24 protein-coding genes are annotated in these 25,457 nt (G+C 34.8%); 16 read left to right on the forward strand and 8 right to left on the reverse strand.

Translation table 11 applies throughout. The features are described 5' to 3' along the window. The first annotated feature begins 61 nt into the window (after positions 1 to 61). The 9 genes from J0M15_05135 to J0M15_05175 all read left to right on the forward strand — a co-directional run bounded on the left by J0M15_05135 (position 62) and on the right by J0M15_05175 (position 9,486). Positions 62 to 838: an ABC transporter permease gene (locus J0M15_05135; GenBank protein ID MBN8536413.1), complete on the forward strand. Its 777-nt coding sequence runs from the start codon at positions 62 to 64 to the stop codon at positions 836 to 838. Beyond that, on the forward strand, positions 838 to 1,593 hold the full coding sequence (locus tag J0M15_05140; GenBank protein ID MBN8536414.1) for an ATP-binding cassette domain-containing protein: 756 nt from the start codon (positions 838 to 840) through the stop codon (positions 1,591 to 1,593). The genes J0M15_05135 and J0M15_05140 overlap by 1 nt, the downstream gene beginning before the upstream one ends. Continuing rightward, the gene (locus J0M15_05145) at positions 1,590 to 2,969 is read left to right on the forward strand and encodes an MCE family protein (protein ID MBN8536415.1); all 1,380 of its coding nucleotides are present in this window, start codon (positions 1,590 to 1,592) and stop codon (positions 2,967 to 2,969) included. Before J0M15_05140 ends, J0M15_05145 begins: the two co-directional genes overlap by 4 nt. A gap of 93 nt (positions 2,970 to 3,062) precedes the next feature. After that, on the forward strand, positions 3,063 to 4,583 hold the full coding sequence (purH, locus tag J0M15_05150) for a bifunctional phosphoribosylaminoimidazolecarboxamide formyltransferase/IMP cyclohydrolase (GenBank protein ID MBN8536416.1): 1,521 nt from the start codon (positions 3,063 to 3,065) through the stop codon (positions 4,581 to 4,583). Positions 4,584 to 4,595: 12 nt separating this feature from the next. Next, positions 4,596 to 6,362: a hypothetical protein gene (locus J0M15_05155; GenBank protein ID MBN8536417.1), complete on the forward strand. Its 1,767-nt coding sequence runs from the start codon at positions 4,596 to 4,598 to the stop codon at positions 6,360 to 6,362. Then, positions 6,359 to 6,994 (forward strand): hypothetical protein, encoded by a 636-nt coding sequence (locus tag J0M15_05160; GenBank protein MBN8536418.1) that lies wholly within the window; start codon positions 6,359 to 6,361, stop codon positions 6,992 to 6,994. The genes J0M15_05155 and J0M15_05160 overlap by 4 nt, the downstream gene beginning before the upstream one ends. 1 nt (position 6,995) lies before the next feature. Then, the gene (locus J0M15_05165; GenBank protein MBN8536419.1) at positions 6,996 to 7,955 is read left to right on the forward strand and encodes an HD domain-containing protein; all 960 of its coding nucleotides are present in this window, start codon (positions 6,996 to 6,998) and stop codon (positions 7,953 to 7,955) included. Between the two features lie 2 nt (positions 7,956 to 7,957). Then, positions 7,958 to 8,458, forward strand: a complete 501-nt coding sequence (gene cysE, locus J0M15_05170) for a serine O-acetyltransferase (GenBank protein ID MBN8536420.1) — start codon at positions 7,958 to 7,960, stop codon at positions 8,456 to 8,458. 32 nt (positions 8,459 to 8,490) lie between these two features. Further along, entirely contained in the window at positions 8,491 to 9,486 is a 996-nt protein-coding gene (locus J0M15_05175; protein MBN8536421.1) for an HD domain-containing protein, read from the forward strand. Here the strand turns inward: J0M15_05175 and J0M15_05180 are convergent. Genes J0M15_05180 through J0M15_05195 form a run of 4 tightly spaced genes read right to left on the reverse strand, consistent with a single transcriptional unit; the run spans position 9,466 to position 14,532 of the window. Beyond that, the gene (locus tag J0M15_05180) at positions 9,466 to 10,512 is read right to left on the reverse strand and encodes a GNAT family N-acetyltransferase (GenBank protein MBN8536422.1); all 1,047 of its coding nucleotides are present in this window, start codon (positions 10,510 to 10,512) and stop codon (positions 9,466 to 9,468) included. The two genes, J0M15_05175 and J0M15_05180, sit on opposite strands and share 21 nt — an antisense overlap. A gap of 31 nt (positions 10,513 to 10,543) precedes the next feature. Then, on the reverse strand, positions 10,544 to 13,093 hold the full coding sequence (locus J0M15_05185; protein ID MBN8536423.1) for an ATP-dependent RNA helicase: 2,550 nt from the start codon (positions 13,091 to 13,093) through the stop codon (positions 10,544 to 10,546). Between the two features lie 8 nt (positions 13,094 to 13,101). Next, positions 13,102 to 13,776 carry a methyltransferase gene (locus J0M15_05190; protein MBN8536424.1) on the reverse strand — a complete coding sequence of 225 codons (675 nt, stop codon included), beginning with the start codon at positions 13,774 to 13,776 and terminating at the stop codon, positions 13,102 to 13,104. Continuing rightward, positions 13,777 to 14,532, reverse strand: coding sequence for an HAD family hydrolase (locus tag J0M15_05195; GenBank protein MBN8536425.1), 756 nt, complete (start codon positions 14,530 to 14,532; stop codon positions 13,777 to 13,779). 128 nt (positions 14,533 to 14,660) lie between these two features. Between J0M15_05195 and J0M15_05200 the strand changes: the two genes are divergently transcribed. The 3 genes from J0M15_05200 to phnE are packed head-to-tail and all read left to right on the forward strand — an operon-like array spanning position 14,661 to position 17,417. Continuing rightward, a complete protein-coding gene (locus tag J0M15_05200; protein ID MBN8536426.1) occupies positions 14,661 to 15,566 on the forward strand; it encodes a phosphate/phosphite/phosphonate ABC transporter substrate-binding protein in 906 nt (301 codons plus the stop codon). A 3-nt stretch (positions 15,567 to 15,569) separates the two neighbouring features. Continuing rightward, positions 15,570 to 16,379, forward strand: coding sequence for a phosphonate ABC transporter ATP-binding protein (gene phnC, locus J0M15_05205; protein MBN8536427.1), 810 nt, complete (start codon positions 15,570 to 15,572; stop codon positions 16,377 to 16,379). A 9-nt stretch (positions 16,380 to 16,388) separates the two neighbouring features. Further along, positions 16,389 to 17,417: a phosphonate ABC transporter, permease protein PhnE gene (gene phnE, locus J0M15_05210; protein ID MBN8536428.1), complete on the forward strand. Its 1,029-nt coding sequence runs from the start codon at positions 16,389 to 16,391 to the stop codon at positions 17,415 to 17,417. On the opposite strand, the gene J0M15_05215 is transcribed toward phnE, so the two are convergent. Beyond that, positions 17,398 to 18,054 (reverse strand): hypothetical protein, encoded by a 657-nt coding sequence (locus J0M15_05215; protein MBN8536429.1) that lies wholly within the window; start codon positions 18,052 to 18,054, stop codon positions 17,398 to 17,400. The two genes, phnE and J0M15_05215, sit on opposite strands and share 20 nt — an antisense overlap. 212 nt (positions 18,055 to 18,266) lie before the next feature. Further along, on the reverse strand, positions 18,267 to 19,115 hold the full coding sequence (locus tag J0M15_05220; protein MBN8536430.1) for a class I SAM-dependent methyltransferase: 849 nt from the start codon (positions 19,113 to 19,115) through the stop codon (positions 18,267 to 18,269). A gap of 74 nt (positions 19,116 to 19,189) precedes the next feature. Here J0M15_05220 and J0M15_05225 point away from each other — a divergent pair, with 74 nt between their 5' ends. Further along, positions 19,190 to 19,951, forward strand: a complete 762-nt coding sequence (locus J0M15_05225; protein MBN8536431.1) for a helix-turn-helix transcriptional regulator — start codon at positions 19,190 to 19,192, stop codon at positions 19,949 to 19,951. Positions 19,952 to 20,019: 68 nt separating this feature from the next. On the opposite strand, the gene J0M15_05230 is transcribed toward J0M15_05225, so the two are convergent. Together J0M15_05230 and J0M15_05235 are read right to left on the reverse strand one after the other, a co-directional pair. Next, on the reverse strand, positions 20,020 to 21,453 hold the full coding sequence (locus J0M15_05230; protein ID MBN8536432.1) for an ATP-binding protein: 1,434 nt from the start codon (positions 21,451 to 21,453) through the stop codon (positions 20,020 to 20,022). A 123-nt stretch (positions 21,454 to 21,576) separates the two neighbouring features. Continuing rightward, entirely contained in the window at positions 21,577 to 22,344 is a 768-nt protein-coding gene (locus J0M15_05235; GenBank protein MBN8536433.1) for an AraC family transcriptional regulator, read from the reverse strand. A gap of 127 nt (positions 22,345 to 22,471) precedes the next feature. Between J0M15_05235 and J0M15_05240 the strand changes: the two genes are divergently transcribed. From J0M15_05240 to J0M15_05250, 3 genes are all read left to right on the forward strand, one after another. Then, entirely contained in the window at positions 22,472 to 23,542 is a 1,071-nt protein-coding gene (locus J0M15_05240) for a hypothetical protein (protein ID MBN8536434.1), read from the forward strand. 109 nt (positions 23,543 to 23,651) lie between these two features. After that, entirely contained in the window at positions 23,652 to 24,488 is an 837-nt protein-coding gene (locus J0M15_05245) for a DUF4339 domain-containing protein (protein ID MBN8536435.1), read from the forward strand. Next, positions 24,485 to 25,450: a hypothetical protein gene (locus tag J0M15_05250; GenBank protein ID MBN8536436.1), complete on the forward strand. Its 966-nt coding sequence runs from the start codon at positions 24,485 to 24,487 to the stop codon at positions 25,448 to 25,450. Before J0M15_05245 ends, J0M15_05250 begins: the two co-directional genes overlap by 4 nt. Positions 25,451 to 25,457 lie beyond the last annotated feature (7 nt).

Genomic DNA, 25,457 nt, shown 5'->3' on the forward strand with positions numbered 1-25,457 from the left:
TGAAGTCTCGTCCTTCAGACATCAGTTGTCAAAATAGAGATTGGTTAATATTATAATCCTAATGGTAAACGCATTCAAAGATTTTATAACAGAAACGGGAATGATGATGATGTTTTTATCTTCATCATTGCGGTTATTATTTGTTAAACCAAATAGATTCTCTGAAGTTATCAAACACATGGAATTTATTGGAAATAAATCTGTAGGAATTATTTCATTAACTTCGCTTTTTACGGGGTTAGCTCTATCTTTTCAAGTCTATCTTGGATTTAAAATTATAAACGCTGTTAATATGGTAGGGCCAACTGTAGCTCTTGGAATCACTCGTGAGTTAGGCCCTGTTCTGACTGGTTTGATCGTCGCGGCTAGAGCTGGTGGAGCTATGGCCGCGAGATTGGGAACGATGCGGGTGAATGAACAAATTGACGCCTTAGATGTCATGGGCATTAATACCAGACAATACCTGATTGCTCCGCGTATTGCTGCGGCGATTCTTTGCATGCCCATGTTAACGGCAATTTTTGATTTTATTGCGATGGTTGGAAGTTATTTTCTAGTGGTTCATTTAGTTGAGCTTGATGAAGCCATTTTTTTGCAAAAGATTCGTGAAACTCTAGAAATGAGACATATTATGGAAGGTCTAATTAAATCAGCTGTATTTGGTTTAGTCTTTGGTTTAATTTGCACCTTTAGGGGATTTTATACAACGGGGGGAGCGAAGGGTGTTGGCGAGGCAACCAATCGTGGAGTTGTTATGAGTATGGTATTGATCATTGTTTTAGATTACTTCTTAACAAATATTATTAGGCTCTACTATATAATTCAAGGGGTAGGTTGATGGAATCAGCCGTTAGGTTATCCGATGTGAAAAAAACCTTTGATGGTCATGATTATGTTTTAAAAGGAATGAGTCTTGAGATACCTAAGGGTTCTTTGACGGCTATTATCGGTTTTTCAGGAACGGGAAAGTCAGTCATGTTAAAACATATATTGGGATTATTTAAACCCAGTTCTGGAAAAATTGAGGTTCTTGGAACAGATATTTCAACATTAAATCCTGATCAATTAACCAAATTTCGGTGTCATTTTGGTGTTTTGTTTCAGTCGGCGGCCTTGTTTGATGACATGACGGTTTTAGAAAATGTTTGTTTTCCATTAATTGAACACAAACGAGAAATTCCCATGAAGAGAGTGCTTGAAATTGCAGAGGAAAAATTAAGATTAGTTGGGTTGGATACGAAACATTTTCAAAAACTACCAAGTCAGATAAGCGGAGGCATGCAAAAACGAACGGGTCTGGCGCGGGCTTTAGCCCTAGATCCAGAAATATTAGTTTATGATGAACCAACAACAGGTTTAGATCCCATTCTTACTGAAATGGTTGATAATCTAATACTAGAAACGCATAAACATATCAAAGGAACCACATCTATAATGGTGAGTCATGATCTTTTTGCAGCTTTTCGAATTGCCGATTATGTCGCCATGTTAGATGCTGGACGTGTTTTATTATTTGGAAAACCCGAAGATTTTTATAAGAGCGAAATTGAACTGGTGAAAAAATTTGTAGCTAAAGGAATGAAACATCAATGAAGTTTTGGAGTACCTCAGAATTTAAAGTAGGGGCTTTGGTTGTTTTCGTCGGAGGACTCATCGGGGTCATGTCGATGCAAGTGAGTGATGATCCTAGTTTTATGGGAAGATCCAGAAAAGCTTGGTTTCTTTTAGATAATGCGGCGGGATTGATTAAAAATTCAGGAGTTAAAACAGCAGGGATTCCCATAGGAATTGTTAAGGATATTAAATTACAAGACGGCAAAGCGCGAGTGGATATTAGTATCCGATCGGATATTCCTTTAACCACGTCGGCATCTGTTGAAATTAAATCAATTGGAATACTTGGTGATAAACATGTGGAAGTTTTCCCTGGCTCTCCATCAGATACCCCCCTTGCTGATTCTGGGCAAATTCTTATTGTTAAGGACAAGGGTTCTTTGGATAATGTGATGGCCCAGGTCGGTGATATTGCAGGGTCTTTAAAAGACGTTGCTGTTGTTCTTAAAGAGTCCATATCTGACGACGGAACTCAAAAACATGTTTTGGGTCGAATTGTAAAAAATATTGAAAAAATCACGGTGGATATCAGCGAGATCACATCTGAAAATAAAGAACAAATTGGTGAAATTGTCGATCAAGTTAATGATGTGACGAGGACTCTTGATGAGTTGATTAATGACGAAACGGATGAAGGGTTAAAGAAAACCTGGAAGAAAACACTGGTTCGCTTAGATAGCGCCATGAAAAATATTGATGAAATTTCCGCTAAAATTAATAAAGGTGAAGGGACTATTGGTAAACTCATTAATGATGAAACAACAGTTGAAGAGCTAAACACCGCCATTCAAGGGGTGAGTGGATTGTTTGATACCGCCGGCCGTATTCAAACTGGCTTTGATTATCACGCTGACTATCTTTCAAATGTGGGATCAACAAAATCAAATATTGGTATTGTGATACAACCAGGTCTTGATAGATACTATTATTTGGGAATTATCGATGATCCGGCCGGTGTTGTAGATAGAGAAGAAGCCACTGTTTCCAGCGGTGGAAGTGTGATTTCTGATACGAGTACGGTAAAGAGATATAAAAATAAAACAAAGTTTTCAGCATTATTTGCTAAAAACTTTTACGATTTTACGTTGAAGGCAGGTTTAATTGAAAATGCTGGTGGTTTTGGTTTTGATTATCATTTTCTAAATAAAAAACTAAGATTTAGCTTTGAGGCCTTTAATTTAGAAAAGGCAAACCTAAGAGTTTCGGCTCGGTATAATTTATTCCATGGCCTTTACCTCATTGCTGGCCAGCAAGATCTTTTAAATAAGGATAATCAACAATCCTCCTATCTTGGTGCTGGATTGTTTCTTACTAATGATGATTTAAAGCTGCTTTTAACAAAATCTCCTTTTTAAAAGACGGTTAGCAGTCAGCGTCGCGCAAAGACAAAAATAAATTTACTAATGCTTTTATAGTTTAGAAAAGATAAACCATTTTTCGAGGTAGGTATGTACAAAAGAGCATTAGTTAGTGTTTCCAACAAAGAGGGTCTTGTTGATCTCTTAAAACCTTTAGTAAAGCAAGGTCTGAGCCTAGTTTCAACGGGTGGAACCGCCAAATTTTTAACAGAAAATGGATTTAAAGTAACGGATGTTTCAGAGGTGACTCATTTTCCAGAAGTGATGGATGGGCGGGTAAAAACTCTTCATCCAAATGTGCATATGGGGTTACTAGCAAGAGGTGATAATCCAGAGGACTTGCAAATTTTAAAAAAATTTAATGTTGAAATGTTTGATCTCGTCATCGTTAACTTATATCCCTTTGAAGAGTCACTAAAGAAAAATCTATCTTCAATAGAAATGATTGAAAAAATAGATATTGGTGGTCCCTCCATGTTGCGATCTGCAGCAAAAAATTTTTCACGCATTTCTGTGGTTTGTGATCCAAAAGACTATTCAGAAGTTTTAGCAAAAAGTTCTCAGGATCTTGAATTCAAAAAAAAATTAGCAGCTAAGGTTTTCTATCATACAAGTCAGTATGATTCATTAATTGCTTCCTATTTAGATCCAGAAAATAAAGATTTTTTAATTGTCTCGGGAAGATTGGTTAAAAAACTGAGGTATGGAGAAAACCCATCGCAAGAAGCCTATTGGTATCAAAATATAAATACCCGAGGCGGTTTTCAGGATTATGAGATGATTCAAGGAAAGGAATTATCCTATAATAATTTATTAGATTTAGACTCTGCATTTAAATTGTGTTTAGAAATTGGAGGATTGAATGCTGTTGCCGTTAAACATAATAATCCTTGTGGTGTCACTTATGGAATAAACAGCGACCAAATTATTCAGAATTTAGTTAAAACAGATCCCGTGAGTATTTTTGGGGGAATTGTGGCCTGCAATTTCGAAATAGGCAAATCTCATGCTGAAAAATTGAATGAAATATTTTTAGAATGCATTATTGCCCCTTGCTTTAGTCCAGAATCCCTAGCTGTTTTTGAGAAAAAAAAGAATTTAAGGCTCATTCGATTTAATATGGATTTTATAAAAACAGTTAAGTGGCATCAAAAAAATATAAAATCCATTTTAGGTGGGATTTTAATTCAAGATGAAGATAGTTATCTCGCGGAAACTGCTTCCTGGCAGTTTTTCGGTCAGAAGCCAGAAGCAAAGTTGGCTCAGGATATGTTGTTTGGAGAAAAAGTTTGTGGTTTTTTAAAGTCCAATAGCATTGCCTTAGTTGATTCAGGTAAAACAATTGGTCTGGGAATGGGGCAAGTAAATAGAATTGATGCCGTTGAGCAAGCCATTGGTCGAGCCCTAAAATACCATCAAATCACAGAAAATACGGTATTAATTTCTGATGCCTTTTTTCCTTTTAAGGATTCAATCGAGCTGATCGCAAAAAACAAAATTAAATGGGTCTTGCAACCTGGTGGAAGTATTAAGGATAATGAAGTCATTGAAAGAGCCAGGGAACTGGATGTTCAATTAATTTTTAGTGGCAAAAGACATTTTAGACATTAAACTAGAGTCATTATGGCGAATGAAGTAAGAGATGTAAATCCTAAAGAGAAAATGTGGTTGGTAAGAGCTTCAACAAAGATTCAAGGTCCATATAGTTTAGATGATATTGTTCAGTTATTAATGTTTAATCAAATTTCTTTTGTGGATGAGATTCGCAGGCCCAAGTCTCGGTGGAATTTTATAAGAGAGTACCCTTATCTTGTCGAAATAATTAAATCAAAAAGGGATGCTATTAACAATGAGCAGACGAAAACGAATCCCGTAACAACTTCAACTCAAATCACGCAAACAGCTTCCAATGCAGGACTTCCCAGTAAGGTGATAGAAGTCAATTTTGATGAGATTAAAGATATTGAACCCTTAAAAGAAACACCATTTAGTTTTTCACCCAAAGGAAAAACAATCTCTGTGACGTCAGGTAAGTCATTTGGTTCTTTGGAAGATGAAAATGTAAAATCACAGATGTCTACGAACCACAAAAAAATGAAGTCAAAAGTTATCTTTTTTAGTCTAGCCATTGTTTTTATCATGGTGGGTTTTAAAGGACTTCAGAAGTATCAGGAAGTGGGGAAGGTAAAAGAAAAAATAAATCAGATATCCAGATTATACAATTTAAAACTATATGAAGATGCCTTTCGTATTTATGAAGAGCTTAAAGAAAATAATGAGTTATCGAATGAAATAAAAAGCCAAATAAATGCTGCCCGAATTACTTTCGGTAAAGAATCCTCACAAGTCAGAAATCAAGTTCTTAAGTCACTTGACAAAATTTCAGATATTAAGAAGAAAGGCGAACTTTTAAGCTTGGTGGGATTGAGTTATCAATTTGAAGGTGATTTTTTTAAAGCTGCTGAATTTTATCAAAACTCGGCTATTCAAGACCCAAACAATGAATCAGCGGTGTTGAATTCCTTAGGCTTAGAAATTTTAAAAAATAAAGATTTTGTTAAATACAATCAAACTAAAAAAAATGCTTTAAATTTTTATAAGCACTTAGCCGATGTGAGGCCAGAAAATTTTGAAAACATTAATTACTTTCAATTTTTAAAAGCCTTGTTTAATTTAGAATTAAAGGAAGATTTAAAAGAAGAAATTTCGATAAATGTAAATGAACTTTTTGCTATTAAAAATAAGTCATCTTTTTTAAAAAATGAAATTCAGGTTGTCAGTATTGGTTTAAAAAAATCTGAGGGATCCCTCACTGATAATGATTACATTGAGCTTATTGAGTCACTGCCAAAACAAGGGAAAAAATTTGCAAGAAATCCTTCCGTCAATTGGAGCTTAACAGATTGGAGCTTTTTGGAAGATTTATGTGATAAAATAGTGGGTCAGGAAAATCAATTAATGCCATTGCTATTCAAAGCCTACTGCTCTCTTGAAGCTGGTCAATATGAAAAGGTCGAAACCTTATTAAGTAAATCATTGCTGCTTGCCAAAGGGAGCAATCATCATGATTTGATGCAATTACATCTGGCTTTTATCAAAGGTGAGACGATCAAAATTGATAGCCTGCTAAAAAAGACAGATTTAAGTAACTTTGCGGTGACTCATTATTATCGAGGAATGCATTGTTTAAATAATAAAAATAATACTTGTGCTAAGGAAGCTTTCACAAATCTGTTGAATAGTTTTTCAAATTGGGGATTTTTAGCCCAATTGGGTTTGTATTTAGCAGACAATAAAACCTCAAAACAAAATATATATGAGGGAAGTCGCAAGGAACCTATGTTTTTACCCCTTTTGTTGGAGCGGTCCCTTTTCGAGAATAAAGAATGAAAATCCTTCTATATATTGTACTGTGCTACTCCCTTTTTGTAAGTGCTAATAAGGACGTCGTAATTGATAAAATAGAGATAAGTAGATCGGCAAAAGATTTTAAAATTCCCACAAAGCTTTGGGATTTGCTTTTAAACCCAGAGTCGCGCAGTGATAACTCTTTAAATAAAGAGATTCCTATTGTTGTCTGGCTTCCTATGAGTGTAAAGCTTTCAGCACCAGTAGAAGGGATTTTGAATAATTTAAATTCAGAAATTTCTTTTTCAATGGGTGGTGGGGAGATTGACCTTAATCATTTTGTTAAGGGACAGAAAGGGTCTTTTTATATAAAATTTCTTTTGGAGGAGTTTCAAGATCTAAGTGATTTTAAAGTTTATTTTTATAGTCGATCCTTAAAAAGAAAAATTGATGGAGATGTTTTTGGTTCAGGGTGCAATGTTTTTTTTGACGTAACTAAAAAATTTATTAGTATAAATTCCAAAGAGGGGATAAAGGTTAATATAACTGAAAATAGACATTTGTCAGTTATTGGGGGAAGATTTATCCTAGCAAGAAAAAATCAAGGGAAAATTTACCTCAGCCAAGTTTCTTTTTTCGATTCAACTAAAACAGAATATTTTTGTCAGGAATAAAATGGATAGAATTCAAATTAAAGACTTAAAAGATAAAGATCAGGTAACGAGTATATTTTTGGTTAAAGAGAAGAATATGGCTTTAGGAAAAAATGGCAAGCCATTTATGACAATTTTATTGGGTGATAATAGTGGAACTATGGATGCTCGAGTGTGGGGGCAGGTAGATGAGTTTAGCAAAGAATGCGAAGTAGGAAATCTTATTCAAGTGAAGGGTCACGTTCAGTTATTTCAGAACAGAAAACAATTCATCATTGCAAAAATAAATAGGGTGGATGAAAAAGAGTTTAATCTTGGCGATTTTATTATGAAGTCGAGTTTTTCATCTGAAGATATGTATCTTGAGGTTTTAGGTTTTGCAAAGGATGTAAAAAGTGAGCCGATCAAACAATTAATTTTTTCTGTTTTGGAAGATCCAGAAATCAAAACCATGCTCTACAAAGCCCCAGCCGCAAAAACAATACATCATGCCTGGTATGGGGGGTTACTCGAACATATTGTTTCAATTTTGAAAATTTTAAAACCGCTTGCTGAACACTATTCATTTATGAATCGAGATTATCTCTATTTTGGTGCTATTTTTCATGATATTGGAAAACTTTGGGAATTACACTATGAGGAGTCATTTGGTTATACAGATCGTGGCCGGCTCATTGGTCATATGGAAATAGCTTGTGAATTAATTGATAAAAAGTGTGCAAAGATTTTAGGTTTTCCAAATGATTTAAAGGACATTTTAAAACACATTGTTTTAAGTCACCACGGGAGATTAGAATACGGCTCTCCCAAACGACCTAAATTTTTAGAAGCTTTTTTAGTTGCTTATATAGATGATCTCGATAGTAAAGTTAACCAAATCCACACTTTTATCGAGTCAGAAAAAGCAAGTGGTGAGAAATGGTCCAGATTTAATGAATCTTTTGAAAGATATTTTATGCTTGAAGATAGGACTCAGAGCTAAACATGTTAGATTTTTTATATGCTTATAAAAGATACGACCCTGCAGCTAAAAGTATTTGTGAAATATTTTTTCTTTACCCTGGCCCAAGAGCCTTATTTTTTCACAGAATCGCCCATCCATTTTATAATTTAGGTTTTTTCTTTTTAGCCAGATTTATTTGTGAGATCTCTAGATTTCTGTCAGGAATTGAAATTCATCCGGGGGCCAAAATTGGAAAAAGATTAGTAATTGATCATGGTATGGGTTTGGTCATCGGTGAAACGGCAGTGATTGGTGATGATTGCATATTGTTTCACGGAGTCACTCTCGGTGGAGCTAAATTTGAACCCATTAAACGTCATCCAACCTTGGGAAATAATGTTTTAGTTGGAACTGGAGCTAAAATTCTTGGCCCTATTTCTATTGGAAATAATGCCAAAATAGGTGCCAACAGTGTCGTTACAAAGGATGTAAATGAGAACGAGGTCATTGTTGGCTGGGACCGTCTCATAACAAAACATTAAAGGTTTCGTACATTCCGCCGATAAAGCTATTTATGAAGAATCATGTGGAAGGTTTAGTTTCTATAAGCATTGAGGACATTGTCCAAAATGTCACTCTACCTGGTGATGTGTATTTAAAACTGGGAGAGAACAATTTTGTCATCATTGGCAGAGAGGGCTCTAAAGAGCAATTCAAAGAGCTTCATTTTTATGATAAAATCAAAGTGAGCCCAGAAGTATTTGTAAAAAAACTAGACTTAAGAAAATTTACTTCTTTGCGGGTCCTTTCTTCAAATGAAATTATGAAAAATGACAAAGTTTCCACTGAAGCTAAAATGAATGTCTTGTCAAAAACATTGAACAGTATTTTTACTTCTATAAATCATTTAGGATTTAATCATGAGGCTCTTGGACATTCTAAATTTGTTGCTAATTCGATCATTAAGCTTATTGAACAGACTCCCAGATTGTCATCATTAATGAATGTTTTAAATGGCATCTCCGAGGATTTAGTAAAGCATTCCATGGCTACGAGTTTGGTCTCAGTCATGATTGCCCAATCTAAGAACTGGAATAATCCATCAATATTAGAAAAAATGTCCTTGGGAGGTATATTACACGATGTTGGCCTGAAGGAGTATCCTAAAAGCTTTCTCGATAAGCCGAGAGTTGAGTATACGGCAGAGGATTTGGAATATTATCAAAAGCATCCTTTTCGTGGGGTCGAAATTTTAAGAACGGTTGAAAATATCCCTCAAGAAGTCATGGCCATTGTTTATGAACATCATGAAAATGCGATTGGGCAGGGGTATCCACGGGCTTTGAGGGATGTACGGTTACATCCTTTTTCGAAGGTAGTTGCCTTGGCAGACACTTTCTGTGAGGTTTCAATCGCGGGAACTCAGAATCCCCTTGTTCGAAGCCCAGAAGAGGCCATTTTTTATATTGAAAACGATTTGGGGCAGCCATTTAACAAAGAATGTTTTAACGCTTTAAAAAATATCCTCATGTTTGGAATTAGGAAAGCCTCAGTGAAGATAGTTTCCTGAGTAATAGTTTAGATATTTCATATAAGACTCTTCCCCCATGTGCTTGATCACTTCCTCTTTGGGGGAAGTCAGAAAATCAGTTATAATAAGGCCGTCAATAGTGTTGAAATCAGGATCGAAATTAAAGCTGAGGTATTTGGTGTTGAATTTGGCATAGCTTTTTAAGAGTGAAGGAATAACCATTTGGTCATATTTTTTTACCCACTCATCTAATTCCGAAAAACTCTTTAAACTTTCAGCCGTATTTTTTAAGTCCTTATCAAATGAAGACTTTAGCTTTACAGGCTTTCTGGCCCTGACGAAGGAGCTTAATTCAGATTTATAGTTATGATTTAGAAAATAAATCATGAGTAATTTTGAGTTAGTAGAGTAACTATTTGAAATGCTCACAGGGCCCATTAAATAGCGATAATGTGGGTTTTTAGCGAGAAAGGATCCAATACCCTTCCAGATAGAGTCCAAGGCTCTAAGAGCGGCACGGCCAGCCTCTTCATCAACAAAAGAGCGACCCATTTCCATGGAATCCATTAAATGAGAATGTATAAGTCCTTCATATTTAAATAGGGAGTGGGTATATAATCCATCTATTCCAATGGTATTCATAATTTTGTCTATCAGTCCAACGCGGTAGGCGCCCAGCACTCTCTTGGTGTCTTCTTCAATCGCAACGATATGATGATAGAAGGAATCAAATTCATCAATGTCACATGCTTTTCCGGTGCCTTCGTTGACAGTTCTAAAGACCTTTTCTCTGAGTCGACCAATCTCTAGCATCATGTCAGGTATTTGATATCCTTGAGCCATGTAGACTCCAATATTTGTTTTGCCATTAGGAGAAGAATAGATAAGCGTCATCTTCCTTATATTTTCAATTAAGACATCCTTGGGAACAGGTTCGATGAGATTTTCAACTGGACGATGTTCATATTTTTTTTTAAATCGTCCTATCAAAGTATAAGTAACTCGCTTAAAAAGACGCTTAAATTTTTTAGAAACTCTTAGGGATTTAATTTTAATCGTTTCCATGGGGCCATATAAATAAGCCAAGGAATTGAAGTCAATTGATTTCCACAGTAGGGTCCTCAGGCCAAGCGTGTCGAGGGTATCTTCCGCGCATTTCTTTACGAATTTCAGGGTAGGATGATTTCCAAAAACCAATGAGGTCTTTGGTAATTTGTATGGGTCTTCCATTGGGGCCAAGGAGAATAATTTTTAAGTTATATTTGGTTCGACCAATAGAAGGATGAATTTTAATCCCAAAAAAATGTTGTAACTTACTTTCCAGTTGTGCCTCATTATTTTCATAATTAATACGAAAACTCTTTTTACAAATTTTATCTTCCCAAACCAAAGGAGCGTCGATAGTATAAATTTCAACCAAATCCATAGGCAAATGATTTGTGATGAAATAGAACCAATCTTTATTGATGACATCCTCTAAGCTTTGTTCTCCAAGACAAACATCGGCAACGATGGAGTGCCAGTTAAAACTCGTGGTTGCTGAAATTTTTTGAATGCTCATTAAAAAACTGAGGCGACGAAAAAATAAATTGAGGCTAGGGATTTTTTGTTTAAATGTTTCAAAGTCCTTGAGGATAACGGACTGGAAAACCTTTCCTTTATCTTCAAGTCCAACCTCCAAGCCTTCGATTGATTTTAATATTAAATTTTTAAAAAGGATATTTTTAGTTTTGAAAACTTTCTGTGTTTCTTTATTTAAGTCAAAAGATTCTGTTATCTGAATCTGAGATTTTAATAGAAGTTCTATTCTTTCATAGGATATAAAATGGACCCAGCTAGAAACTAATTCTCCTTTGGGCGTTTTAAAGTTTTTCAAACTTAAAAAATATTCATTTTTGGAGTAAAATAGAGATTTAAATTGAGTTTCATAAATAGCACTCTCGGTTCCAAATTTATTTACAGCAGTATTCAAAAAGGAAAGATCTTTATTTTTGCCCTCTTTTCTTCTTTTCTGAAGATTTTCAATAAACACATAATCGATTATAAATCTTATCTGTTCAAGAACAGAGGTGACTTTAAATCCTGGATCCAAAATATCAAAAATATTTTTCATATTTTTTAGATTCATATTAGAATTTAATTGATACAAAAAATTTTGTTTTAGAGATTTGGCTACAGATTCAATGGTCTTATATAAATGTGGTTTTCGAGAAAATATTTCAAACCTAAGTATTAAATCTGAAAAAAAATAATCAGGAACAGAATCAACCATTTCTTTTTGTGAGTCAGGCAAAATATCTTTTTCTTGAAGTAACGCTACTAACACACAAGCTTCATACAGAATATTAAAATTGTTCCCAAATAAAAGGATGAGGCCAAAATGATATTCGATATTTAAATTTAAAAGTAAAAGCCCCAATGAAGTTGGTTTATAACTCGAGATTAATTTTTTGGAAATTAGCTCTTCTGTTGTATTTTGCAAAACTTCTTTTGAAGGGAAATCAAACCAGGAAAACTGACTGAAATAATGATCGCTACTAACTCCTAAATGGCTTAAAAACAAAAGAGGCAAAGTTAAATCAGATCTTAAAATTTCTGGTACGGAATACTCTGCCATCGATTTTTCATCCATTGGCATCCAAAGTTTATAAACCGTTCCCGGTCCCTGACGATGGGCTCTACCTTGGCGCTGTTCTGCTGAAGCCAATGATATTTTTCTTAAATTCAGTTCTTGAGTCGACGTCTTAAAGTCATAATCTGAAATTTTAATTAATCCAGAATCAATGACTGTATTGAGGTTCTGAATAGTGATCGAGGACTCTGCGATATTTGTTGAGAGGATTATATTTTTTTCATAAGAATTATTTTCTATGATCCGACTTTGTTCAGATAAAGAGAGATTCCCATGTAAGACCTCAATATGATAATCTTGGGCCCAAGCTTGAATTAAGAGTTGGTTTTTGATTTTATTAATTTCACCTTGTCCCGGCAAAAAGACTAAAATTTGATGACTCTGTTTTGTGACAGCTGTTTTTACCGACTCGATAATCTTATTTACGCAAAGGTTATCGAAAGCCAGTTTAAACGGTGTTTTTGAATAGATTGTTTCAAGTGGGTATTTCGGAAGTTCAAGTTGATAAATTTGGCAATTTGGTAAATAAGTTTTAATCTTATCGGTATCTAAGGTTGCTGATAAAATCATAAGTTTGATAGGGGAGCCTAATTCCTGCCATTCTTTGATAATTCCTAAACACAGATCCGTCCAAAGATTTCGCTCATGGAACTCATCCAGAATAATCAAATCAATTTTATTTAAGTCTTCTTCGGCGAGCAGTTTTCTTGCGAGTAAAGCTTCAGTTAAAAAAATGATTTCAGTTTGGGAGTCATATTTTTTATCAAATCGTACGTGGTAACCAATTTTTTTACCCAATACCCATTCTTGTTCAGCGGCAATTCTGTGGCTTGCGCTTATCGCAGCAATTCGACGTGGTTCAAGAACGACGATTTTTTTAAAAAACTTATTTAAGTAAGGAGGAATGCGAGTGGTTTTTCCAGAACCTGGACTTGCTTTGATCACTATGTTTTGAAACTGGGTTATGAGTTCACTGATAGGAACCAAGTGGCTATCAATAGGAAGCGTTTCCATAGGATGCCCTAATGTTTTGTTGGAGTTAAAAGTAAAATAAATTCAGCCTTTTTTGGTAAAGTATTAAACTTAATTTGAGCCGGTGTTCCTCTGAACACCATTTCCTCTTCCGTTGCTAGATTCAATGCGAGAATAATAATATTTTGTGGAAAATATTTTTCCAAATCAGACAAGGTTCTATGTAATCGATAAGGAGTGTCCATGACCACAATGGGTCTTTTGTTTTTATTCATGTCATGAACCAAATCTTGCCATTGAGAATCTCTGGTTTCAGTATCTTGACTTAAAAAGCCGCGAAATAAAAACTCAGTTAATCTTAAACCAGATAAACTGATGAGGCCCATTAAACTAGAAGGCCCTAAGCAATTTTTAATTTCAATTTCTTTATTTCGACATAAAGAAACCAAGTCACTTCCTGGATCACAAAATCCTGGTGTACCACAGTCTGAGACTAAAGCAACGAGATGAGATGAGCACAACTCGCAGAGCCTTTTCACATCATCTGGTGTGGAGTGTTCATTCAGGAGTTCATATTTTTTTCCTGTAATTTGGTGAAATTTCAATAAAGTGGAGGTTTCCTTCGTCGACTCGCAAATAATATATTCAGCTTTTCTAAGTATATCTAAAGATTTTAAGCTGATTTCATTGAAGTCCCCAATGGGGGTGGCAATAAGATATAGCATTTATCCTTCTTCTAATAAGTAATTGATAATCGTGGCTACCTCAGAAGGAGGAGGCTCTTTTCCTGAATGGGTGCTTTCAAAAAAGACAATCTCAATTTCAGGAAGCTCTTTTTTAATTAAATTGATATTCACGGGCTCATTCTCAAATAAGTAAATTTTTGAAAATTTATCTTTATCTAAAGTTTTAAACCAATCACATTTAAACTGGGCATCGTCCATTTCTTTGAAAGGCTTCAGAATCAAGGTGGCAGAATCATCATTTAAAGGGAAATCCCATTTTAGCAGAACCTCCTTGGAGCCTTTTTCCATTCTTGCCACATCACGTCCTGTTAAATAGGCAATGGGTATTTCTAAATGATAAAGCTGGTTGACGAAAAAGGAGGCTCCCTCATAGGGAACATCATAATGAACGAATTCATTAGAAAAGAATTTATCAATCCAAGCAGATCTGACATAATCAAAAAGTTCATAGTGGTCATGATCGACCCCAGCTCGTTGAAGAACTTTAATAAAGCCCCAGTCATTTCGAAGAGTTTTAATATTTCTGAAATAAGAGTTAACCTCAGGGAATCGCCTAATAAATTCAGGAGTTTGAGAGATTTCAATTAATACCTTTTCCATCCGAGGAGAGACATCAAATAAGGTCGAGTCTAAATCAAATACAACCAGAGGCTTCCGTGGACTATTCAAGGAAAGATTTTTAATTTGAAGTAGGATTTGTCTTGGAGAAAGTATTTTATTTTGATTGTGCGTCATATATTCGTTTCATTTGATTAAATGATTTTGGATTCAGCCATGGAAGATAAATAAAAGCAAAGAGTTTTGTTGGATTTTACATTTTTTTTTGGTAGCTTCCGTCCAAACTATACGGAGAAGTTCATAATATGAAATATATTTCTTTAGGTTTGATGCTTTTTGTTTTATTCAGTATTGGTTGCACCAGTCAAAAAGCAGAGTTAGGGAGTAGTGAAAACCCAATTAAATTCTATTTTACACCTTCCATTGATGCCAAAGTTTTGGAAGCAAATTCTAAGGTATTCAAAAAATATTTAGAATCTCAGACTCCTTATAAATATGAAATTTCAGTTCCTCAATCTTATGTGGCGGTCGTAGAGTCTTTTGGAACTAAAAAGGCTGACATTGCTGCTCTAAATTCCTTTGGATATTTACTGGCCCACGAGAAATATGGAGCTGAAGCTAGGCTTGTCGTTCTTCGCCATGGATCAGCAACATATCAATCGCAGTTTGTGGTAAAAAAAGATAGTGCAATTAAAAAACTTGAAGACTTAAATGGGAAGGTGATTTCTTTTGTCGATCCTTCTTCAACCTCTGGTTATTTGTTACCCATGAAGACGCTTAAAGATAAGAAAATTGTTCCAAAGGAAACCATTTTTTCCATGAAACATGATTCGGTAATCACCAAGGTTTATCTAGGAGAAGTCGACGCCGGCGCTACTTTTTATTCTCCACCGAGTGAGGGAAAAATGGAAGACGCAAGGAGATTGGTGCTGACCCAATATCCAGATGTTGAATCTAAGGTGAGAATTTTGGAGCTATCTGAACCTATTCCCAATGACCCTATTGTCTTTCGCAAGGAAATGGATGAAGAGATGAAGAAAAAAATTACAGAGGTTTTATTAAAATTTGTTGCTACGGAAGAGGGAAAAAATGCTTTTAAGGAAATGTATGGAGTCACCGATTTAAAAGTGACCACGGACAAAGACTATGAATCGGTAAGAAATATGCTTTCATCCATTGGGAAGTCAGCCCAAGAGTTATTGGTAAAATAAATTATGGCAGATAATATTTTAAGTATAAGGGCTTTGGAAAAAACATACCCAAATGGAGTGCGCGCGCTAAAAGGAATTTCCTTTGATGTCAAAAAAGGCGAGTTTCTTGTGGTGATTGGACTTAGCGGTTCCGGGAAATCTACCTTACTTCGATGTATAAATAGACTTCATGATCCCACTTCTGGGGAAATTATATTTAAAGGAAGTATTGATAGTCACCTTCATAGTGAAAAAGATAAGCCTCTAGATATTGCAAAGGCACAGGGAGCTGAAATTAAAAAAATCAGAACTAAAATTGGAATGATATTTCAACATTTTAATTTAATTCCAAGGCATTCAGTGATGTCCAATGTACTCATGGGAAAATTAGGTCAAATGTCAACGTGGAAGTCAATTTTTGGTTTGTTTTCAAAAGAGGATAGGGAGCAGGCTTTAAAATATTTAAATCTTGTTGGTATTGCTGAAAAGGCCAAAATCAGAGCTGACCAACTTTCTGGTGGGCAACAACAGAGAGTGGCTATTGCCAGAGCGTTAACACAAAATCCTCAGTTGCTTTTGGCTGATGAGCCTGTGGCCTCACTCGACCCTGCTACTTGCCATGTCGTCATGGATTATTTAAAAAAAGTAAATCAAGAATTAGGGATCACCATTATTTGTAATCTCCATTTTTTAAGTTTGGTTCGTCAGTATGCCACTCGGGTGATTGCCCTGAAAAATGGAGAACTGGTTTATGAAGGAAGTCCCAGTGAAATCGACGAAGCCTGGTTTGAAAAAATTTATGGTGAGGGTTCCAAAGAAGTCCATATAAACTAAGGAAGTAAAATGAATTCATTTTCAATTAGAAGATCTGTATTTGACGGTTTAACTTTCGGTTTTTTACTCTGTGTGGTTTTGATTGCTATGACCAAGCCAACTGATGAAGAGTGGTTGAATTTATCAAAAAACTCGTTAATTGTTGTTGGTTTTTTCTTTGTTTCCATTGTTATTAGTAATTTTTTGAATAAAAAATCAATTAAGACATTGGGTGAAACGTTGTTTGAACCAGCCTATAAAAAAGTGAATTCTCAAGAAGTACCTTGGTATGTATCATTTTCTCATTGGCATCTATTTATCTTATTATTCACACTTTTTGCCGTGGGTATCAAAGTGACCGATTTTTCAGTATTTAAATTATTAGATATAGATGGTTATAAGGGCGTCAAAAGAATTTTTGCTGAGCTGTTAAATCCAAATTTTCAACTTTTACCCCATGCTGTTTTACGAATGTTTGAAACTTTCTTCATGGCTTTTCTTGCAACAGCCTTTGCGATACCCATAGCTTTTGTACTCAGTTTTTTAGCAGCAAAAAACATCATGAGGCATCCCCTTGCTTTTTTGGTTTATTTATTTCTAAGAACGATGCTAAATATTATTCGTTCCGTAGAGGCTTTCATGTGGGCTATTATTTTTTCAGTTTGGGTAGGCATTGGTGCGGGCGCTGGGATGCTAGCATTGATGATTCATTCGATTGCGTCCCTTGCTAAACAATACTCTGAAATCGTTGAGACGGTTTCAGATGGTCCCATTGAAGGTATTCAATCCACCGGAGCCTCCAAACTACAAACTATTTGGTATGCCATCGTTCCCCAGGTGGTCCTGCCCTACATTTCATTTACGGTCTATCGTTGGGATATCAATGTGCGCATGGCAACCATCGTAGGCTTCGTAGGCGGGGGCGGAATTGGTAAATTATTGATTGCTTATCAAGGACAAGCTATGTGGCGTGAAATGGGCTGTATCTTTTTTGTAATCGCTATTGTGGTCTGGTTATTAGATCAGGGTAGTAGTTATATCAGGGAAGCTCTAAAATAAGCTGAGAAATAACATCTTCATGAGAAATCAATCCGTGATTCTCGTACTCAGGGAAATTTAGAAATCTGTATCCCGAGAATCTATAAAATTGTAACAATTTTTTTGAGGTATAAGTAAAATACTCAGATAAAGGTTCCGAGTTTGAGGTTATTTGATGTAAAACGTTTAATAAGGTTTTTAGTTTGTTTCTTCTATTTTGTGCCTTTTCACTCAAACTCAAACGCCCAATTTCGACCATAGGAATATGAGGATTTTTTTGTTTGCTCTTCAAGTGAATACCCTTTTCCAGCTCCATGGGTAAAGGAGCTGTTATAAAAGGAGCCAAAGGACCAGAATTTGTTTTACCAACAAAAAAAGCTGCCCCAGCAATGGGGATATTCAAACTCTTGTTGTCAAACATTAAAAGTAAATGAATATTTTCCCATAAGATCAAGGTTGTTTCGTTCAATCTTTCAATAAATGAATCATTTTTCTTCAGGGAATTTGGATAGTCACGTAAAAGATAGTTTTTGGCTACTTGATATAAAGGATGATTCTGACTTAATCCTTTGAGAGTGATGAACTTAAAAATCAACCCATTTGAATGAAGTGTCTGAATCCCCTGTTGTGCTTTAATAAATTCTTCTGAGTCATTCATGGGTATTCGAATCGAGAAGGTCGAAGAAATATATTTAGTTAAGCAAGCTTGGGAGGCAAACCCTTTAGCTTGAAAGAGAAAAAAGGCGAAATAAAAGATAAGAAAAACTAGGTGTCTCATTGTCTTAAAATATAGCTTATATTAGTTGGAACATCCACTGTAGGGAATTAAACAAAAGAGCAAAAAGTGGCACTCTATTTATTCCTAGAGCCCTAAAACAATCCAGAGGGTATAAACAAGTAGCAGATATCTTTATATATTTTTTTACTTTCTTTACCGAGTTGATCTAATTCATTTTCAATAAACATTTTTGCTGTTTTATTTATAGGATGAGAGGCAGTTTTTAGTATGATCAAAAACTCAGCAATAAAAGAGAGATGGACTTTAACCTGAGGAAAAAGTGAATTCCTAATGCTGAGAAAATCTTTTTTATTAAATGCGGCTTTTAAAGAATTTTTGTAGTCCAAGAGAAATTCAGGTGACTGATCTTTACTGAGAGCTATCAGTTGATCGACACTCTCTGGGTTTTTAAATAAGAGGAAGTCAGTGATATACATTGAAAATTCTTTTGTAAGGACCCTTTTTAAACTTTTGAAAGTATTTTCTAGATCGTTAAAACTATTTAAATGGTGAAGTGCGACGCTACTAATGACACCATCGAACTCATTCGAATTTAAATTTTTTAAAGTGCTAATATCATCACAGATAAGTTCAACATTTTTTATATTCAGTTTCTTGAAATTCTCCTGGGCGAGCTTTAGCATGTTTTCAGATAAATCTACCCCAAAAAACTGAATGTTTGGATTCATTAACGCGATATAGGATAGTTGGTTTCCAGGCCCGACTCCTAAATCTAAAACTTTAGTAGATTTATTTATAGTTCTTGATGCCCAATAAGCATGAAATAAGTAAGAAGCTTTAAGTGCTGAATCCTCAAATCCGCTTTGATTAAATTCATTAGTTTGATTTTCACTCCTCATCACCATCACTTCAGGAATTCGAACTAGTTTTTGTGATGAAAAAAATTCTTTTAATAATAATAAGGGTATAAATTGATTCATATTTTCCTTTACTTGTTTAAATATTATAGAGTTAATAGGAGTAATCTAGGCGTTTTTTTCCATGGATCTAAAATATGAAAAATAAAAATTTGCATATTTCAACCCCTTCTTATCAGAGTGAATTCGTAAAAATTGATTCAAGTTTAATGTTACTAAGGCGAGAACATTATTACCCATTAGGCTATGAAGCTATTGATACCTACGGAGATTTCTCGATTCTTGCCTTTGCTGATCTGAAGGAAAAGTTTTTGATTTTAAAGAGTTATGATTCCTCCATAGAATTATCTGGACCTGTCGTCATTTTTATTCCTAAATATACGTTGGTTCATTGGAAAATGCTCACCAATCATTTAAAATGGGAAGCCTATATTACTAAAAAACATGATCGTATTCAATCTGATCAGATCACCCTTTTTGAAAACGAAGTTAATAAACCAAAGAGTCTTATTGATTTTTTTGAAATTATTAATTATGGGAAAATTAAATATCAAATTCCAAAAAATGTTATCAACGGCCCTCATAAGTTAGCTAATGATATTAAAGACTATCTAGATGAAAATTACTCAGAAAAGATGGATATAAAGGATATTTCCTCTCGGTTTAATTTAACGAATTCGCAAGTAACAAAGATTTTTCAAAAAACATTTACACTGACACCTGTTGAATACCGAACAAAAATTAGGGTCTTTAATTCGATGTTTACGTTATTAACGGATGTGAAAGATTTAAGTGTTATTGATATTGCTTTTCAAACTGGTTTTTCAGATCTAAGTCGATTTAACAAACAGTTTAAGAAAATTACCCAAACAACTCCGTCTAAGTTTAAATTTAAATAGAGTATACCAATTCCTATTCATTGGCATATCCTTAGCTTTACCCAGATAATTTTTGGACGGCCCCTCAGTCAAGACAAAAAAAGTTTTTCAAAAGGAATCACTTGATAGAAATACTCAGTGATGAGATCCAGAGTTTTGTTTGACATCTCACCCTCATAGATAAAGACAGTTTTGAGTGAGGAACGCCTGGGCAATTGCAAAACAGAAGTCTTTCTTTTGACTTCCTCGATCACGCTGGAATCAATTTCCTTTCTGCATTTGATCTCACAAAGATAAAAAACATCTAAATTGGTATGGATCAAAAGATCGATTTGGCAGGCCCCTTTGTTTGTGCTTTTTTTGCGCTGCACATAAGGAGCTGCTGAAATCAATTGCGAATTTTCAATGGCAAGATTTTTCAAGATCAAATCTTTGTTTTGAAGAACGATATTTTCAAATTGCAAACCCATGATGGAGGTCCAACCTTTGAGGTCCATGAAAGACGTGATGACCTTTCCCCCTTTGAGGATCGGCTTCTTTTTAGGCTCAATGAACTTCAAATAAAAGCGCAAATAGTTATCTTTTATTCGGAGGTGACTCAGCTTTGAAGTTTTGCCTGAGGGTTGAAAATAAAAATCCCGACTGAGAAATCCAGACAGTTCTAGAATATGAATCGCTTCTGTCAAATCACTATTTTGATCTGACTTGAGCTCCAAAGCCAATTGGTTGGGGGTGAGTTTTTTTTCCAAACAAATTCTTACAATTTTTTCGAGACTCTTTGATTTTCTTCCGAAAATATCCACGAAAATTTTATCAAAATCATTGAACAAAATTCCATTTTTGTCATAGCAAAGGCGTATCAGATTTTGTTCAGCGGTTTGTTTCGGTAGGATCTCCTCGAGGTACTTGGGAACCCCCCCTGTAACCGCCAGAATTTGCAACACTTCAAACATCCCCATCTGAAATTTTCTCTGTGCCAGAAGTTCTCTGATTTCGGGAAGTCTGAGTTCTTCAAGAGCGAGCTCCAGGGAAATCCTACCTTCAAAACTTGCATTTTTTAGAATGTTGTCCTCGATCCAGGCAGAGACTGAGCCGCACAGAACCAAGATCAAATCGTTATTTTTTTTAAATTGAGTGTCCCAGACGTCCTTTACTCTCAAGGGAAATAAGGGATCTCCTTTGGACATCCAAGAGATCTCATCCAGCAGGATCAAGCATGGTCCCATGGAGGTCTGCTTCGCCAGAGTGCTCAAGGCTTCTGTCCAACTGTCGAAATATTGTTTTTTAGTATTGAAGATGTCGCTGATTTTCTCAGAAAAATGGTCCAATTGATCTTGGAGCGTGACTCGTTCGTCGGGTCCCAGACCTTGAATGGACACAAACCGAGGGAATGTCTTTCCAAACTCAGAAATAAGAGTGCTTTTGCCGATTCGTCGTCGGCCCATCAGACAAACAAGGCTGGCAGTTCCCTTTTTCGTGAGTTTTTGCAGTTGAGCCAGCTCTTGGCGACGTCCAATAAACATATCCCCTCCGAGGTTTTGGGTTCAACTCCCCGGTAAACGCAAGAACATAGATTTGCCGGGGAATTCACAGAGTAGATCAACTCCCCGGTAAACGCAAGAACATAGATTTGCCGGGGAATCAGATCAAGCAGGTTTTGTGAATTTCTTTTTATGAATTAAGAATTTTGATGGATTTGTTCCTAAAATAGTTTTAAATTGATTATAAAAAAACTTTGAATCAGTTAGTCCAATCTTGTTGGCTATTTCTAATATCGATTCATCACTAAATAGCAATTCATGTGATGCCTGAATCAGTCTTAATTGATTACGATATTTTACTGGTGAAATGTCGTAAGATTTTTTAAATTGTCTGCTGACATAGGAATAGTTATAGTTCTCTTTAACTAGTGATTTAATGTTTTCTGAAATCATAAATCTCTTCTGAATGGTTTTCCTTAATAAGCCTTCAACATGGCTCTCACTTTTTAGATTTGGATGAATGCCATGTTGTTTTTCGATAAAAGCCAATAACGATGAAGAAGATTTAATCAAAGGCAGAAAGTGAGATTGAAAAGGCGAAATTATTTTTGATTCGATTTGAGTTGCTTTTTCCAAGTTAGTTTGACTTAAAAGATAAATCCACTTTAGATTACCCTTTCGAATTTTCCATTTAATAATAGAAAAGGGGCTCAGATAAAGTAAAATCTGACCTTTGACCTCATTCCACTTTTTATTTGACCAGAAATAGAGGCTATTTTCGGGAAAATCACCATAGCCAAGACTCCAGAATTTTGAATGAATATCTAAAACCATTTTCTCTTCTTGATAGCGATGACGTCTTAAAATAATGGCTTCATTTTTTTTAAGAGACAAAATACTGCTTGAGTAGGTTTGGGACCTAATTTTTTTCATGTAAAGCCTATCTCAGTAAAACATAGGCGACTAGAAAGTAAGACTCAAGCAGAAATCGAAAATAAGTCAAATTAGCCTATAGATTGGTTTTAGCTTGATTCTGTATGATTCTAATATGATCCACGAAATGATTAAGCTATTGAAATATTGTCCTTCTGGTGGTAACCAGCAACCCTGCAGACTTATGTTGGAAGAGAGTGAAATAAACTACACGCTAACTCTTCGAATAGAAAAAAATAAAAATACTCATACCTATGCAGATCCATTTTATTTTGGAAGCTTAATTGGTCTTGGTATTATGACTTATAGTGTGAATTATTTGGCGCCCAGTTTCGGGATTAAAGTTTTATCTATTACCGAAAATCTGGATCAAAACCCATTTGACTCAAAAATTATTTTTAAATTGCAGAAAGATTTTGGTCTACTTAATGATTTAACTCAAAAAAAACAAGAGTATTTTCGAAAAAGATTTACAGACAGAAACCTTTTTTTATCCAAAAAAATCCCTAATGAGATTAAGTCGGATCTTTTTAATAGGGTCTCGGGTATTGTTTCTTTTGAAACGAGCAAAGATCGTCAAAGGGTCATTAATGTATTAAAAAAATTGTCCTTAATACGTTTTCAAAATGATCAGTTGTTTCATGAATTGTTACAAGAGCTAACAGTTAACTCAGAAAATCGTGGAATTCCAATTAAAAATCTAGGTCTCAGTTATTTTTTAGAAAAATTGATGGTAATGATAAAATCATTTCCTCTAACGATACCCTATGATTTATTTCACCTATGGCCAAATTATGAAAGTGTTACGAGGCCGTTGAAATCTTCCCCAGAAATTTGGCACCTCTCCGAAGTTGGAATTGAGCAGATTCATTGGATTGCCTTAGGAAAAAAAATGATGGATATTTGGATGACTCTGACAGAGAATGGCATTCATCTTCACCCATATGGCGGACCCTTAATTTTGGCAAATTATTTCTATCAAAAAAAGTATTTTTCATTTTCTATTAAGCATCAATCAATTTTGAATGAACTAGAAACAATGATAACAGATAAAACCCCCTTGGACTTTAAAAAGGCGTCCATTTTTTTAAGGGTGGGATATTCAAATACACCATATATGGCTACCCCCAGAGAATATATGGATGATGAAGGTCTAAGTGTAGACAAAGGTCCAGTTTTTTCGGCAAAGAGCTCATAACGTCAAAAATATTTACAAAATAGATTAAATAAAGTTTTTCATTTTAATAACTTCCTTAAAGTCTAAATCGATTTTTCCCGAATAAGGTCCATATGGCTAAGGACGAATCATGAAGAATATCTACTTTATAAGTAAAAATGAAAAACAGTTAGGTCCTTTAACTGAAGATCAGATTCTTAAAAAGATTAAATTAAAAGAAATAAGTTGGATGGACTATATTTTTGAAAATTCAAAAAGAGATTGGATCCTAATAATGGAACATCCAAAGTTCAATAAATTATTTACAGAAAGTGTTTTACGAGGTCCAAGCGAGGATCCCCTAGCTAAACAAAAAAATAAGAAAACTAAAACGATTGAAGATCAGCAAATTGAGGGAAAAGCTTGGTATTTATTGAAGGAAAACAACAATTATGGTCCTTTTTTTATCACTGAAATAATTCAGATGTTACAATCAAAAATATTGTCTGAATATGATTTCATATGGCATGAAAAATTTGAAAATTGGAAGCGGGTTGCAGAAACCCCTGATTTCGCTTCTGAAAATATTCAAAATTTATTAAAAAGTGGAAATCCTGAAATTCAGGAATATTTTTTTAGGCGCAGAAATATTAGAGTCAACTATGGATGCAGTTTGGTTGTTCATGATAATAAAAAAATTTATAAGGGAAGAAGTATTGAATTAAGCTCTGGAGGGGCAGGGATTTTCGTAGATACGAATGACTTGAGGAACGGCCAAAATTTATTTTTACATTTTCAACCAGGGGATGGCGTTCCACCATTTAATGCCATTTGTACTATAGTAAGTAAGCAATTTAATAGTCACCAGCAGGGTCAAAATTTAGAATTCAAGTATGGAGTTAGATTTACAAGCATTAGTCAAAATATTAAACAGAAAATTCAAGAATTTGCGGAATCAGAGGGTAAAGGCAAAAAGAAGGCATCATGAAGAAATTTATATTAATAATTTATTTTTTTTTAGTGAGTTGTTCGAACAGTGTTAATTTTGATTTGCCGCAAGCAAGCCAAAATTTCGCACAAGATATTAAGTATAACAACAAAGTCGACTTTTTATTTATTGTTGATAATACCTCTTCAATGAATGTGGTACAAAAGTATGTGGCTGATCAATTGCCGTTTCTTATTAATTCTTTCAATGAATTAAGAATGGATTTTCATATTGGTGTTGTCACAACCACAATGAACAGTCACTTTGATTACAGTGGAAAGCTATTTGGAAATCCTAAATTTATTGATTCCTCTAGTAAAAATATAAATGAGGAGCTGGCCAAGAAAATCCTGGTTGGTGTGGATGGGGCTACAATTGAACAAGGTTTAGATGCTATGGTGAGTGTTTTTTCAGACGAGTATCTTAACGGAGAAGGAAAAAATTTTATAAGAAAGGACGCCTATTTAAGTGTTATTGCTCTGAGCAATGAAGATGATGAAAGCCGTTTTGAATGGACTTATTATGCTGATTTTTTAAACAAACTAAAACCCAATTATGAGGATGGCTCCAAAGCATGGTCATTTAATTTCTTTGGTGTTCTTTCCTTGAATGACCAGTGCCCAAGTGGTGATTGGAGTTTTTACAAAAGTCCAGGTGTCAAATTCTTAGACTTGGTTAAGTACAGCTCCGGTTTTTCAGGATCTATATGTGGGAGCAATATTTATAATGCCTTGTCTGGAATCAAAGCCAGGGTCATACAGGTTCTTACAGACTACAAACTTAAAGAGGTACCAGAAATTTCTTCTATAAAAGTCTATTTAAACAGCCAATTGATAGATCAAGATGAAAAAAATGGATGGACCTATATTAAAGAACTTAATTTAATTAGATTTAATGGAACGGCTATTCCAAAATCAGATGATGGAATCAGAGTTGATTTTAAACCGCTAGAATCACATTAAGAGCCTT

The sequence above is a fragment of the Deltaproteobacteria bacterium genome (genome assembly GCA_017302835.1).
In the GTDB taxonomy this organism is placed as follows: Bacteria; Bdellovibrionota; Bdellovibrionia; order Bdellovibrionales; family Bdellovibrionaceae; genus UBA2316.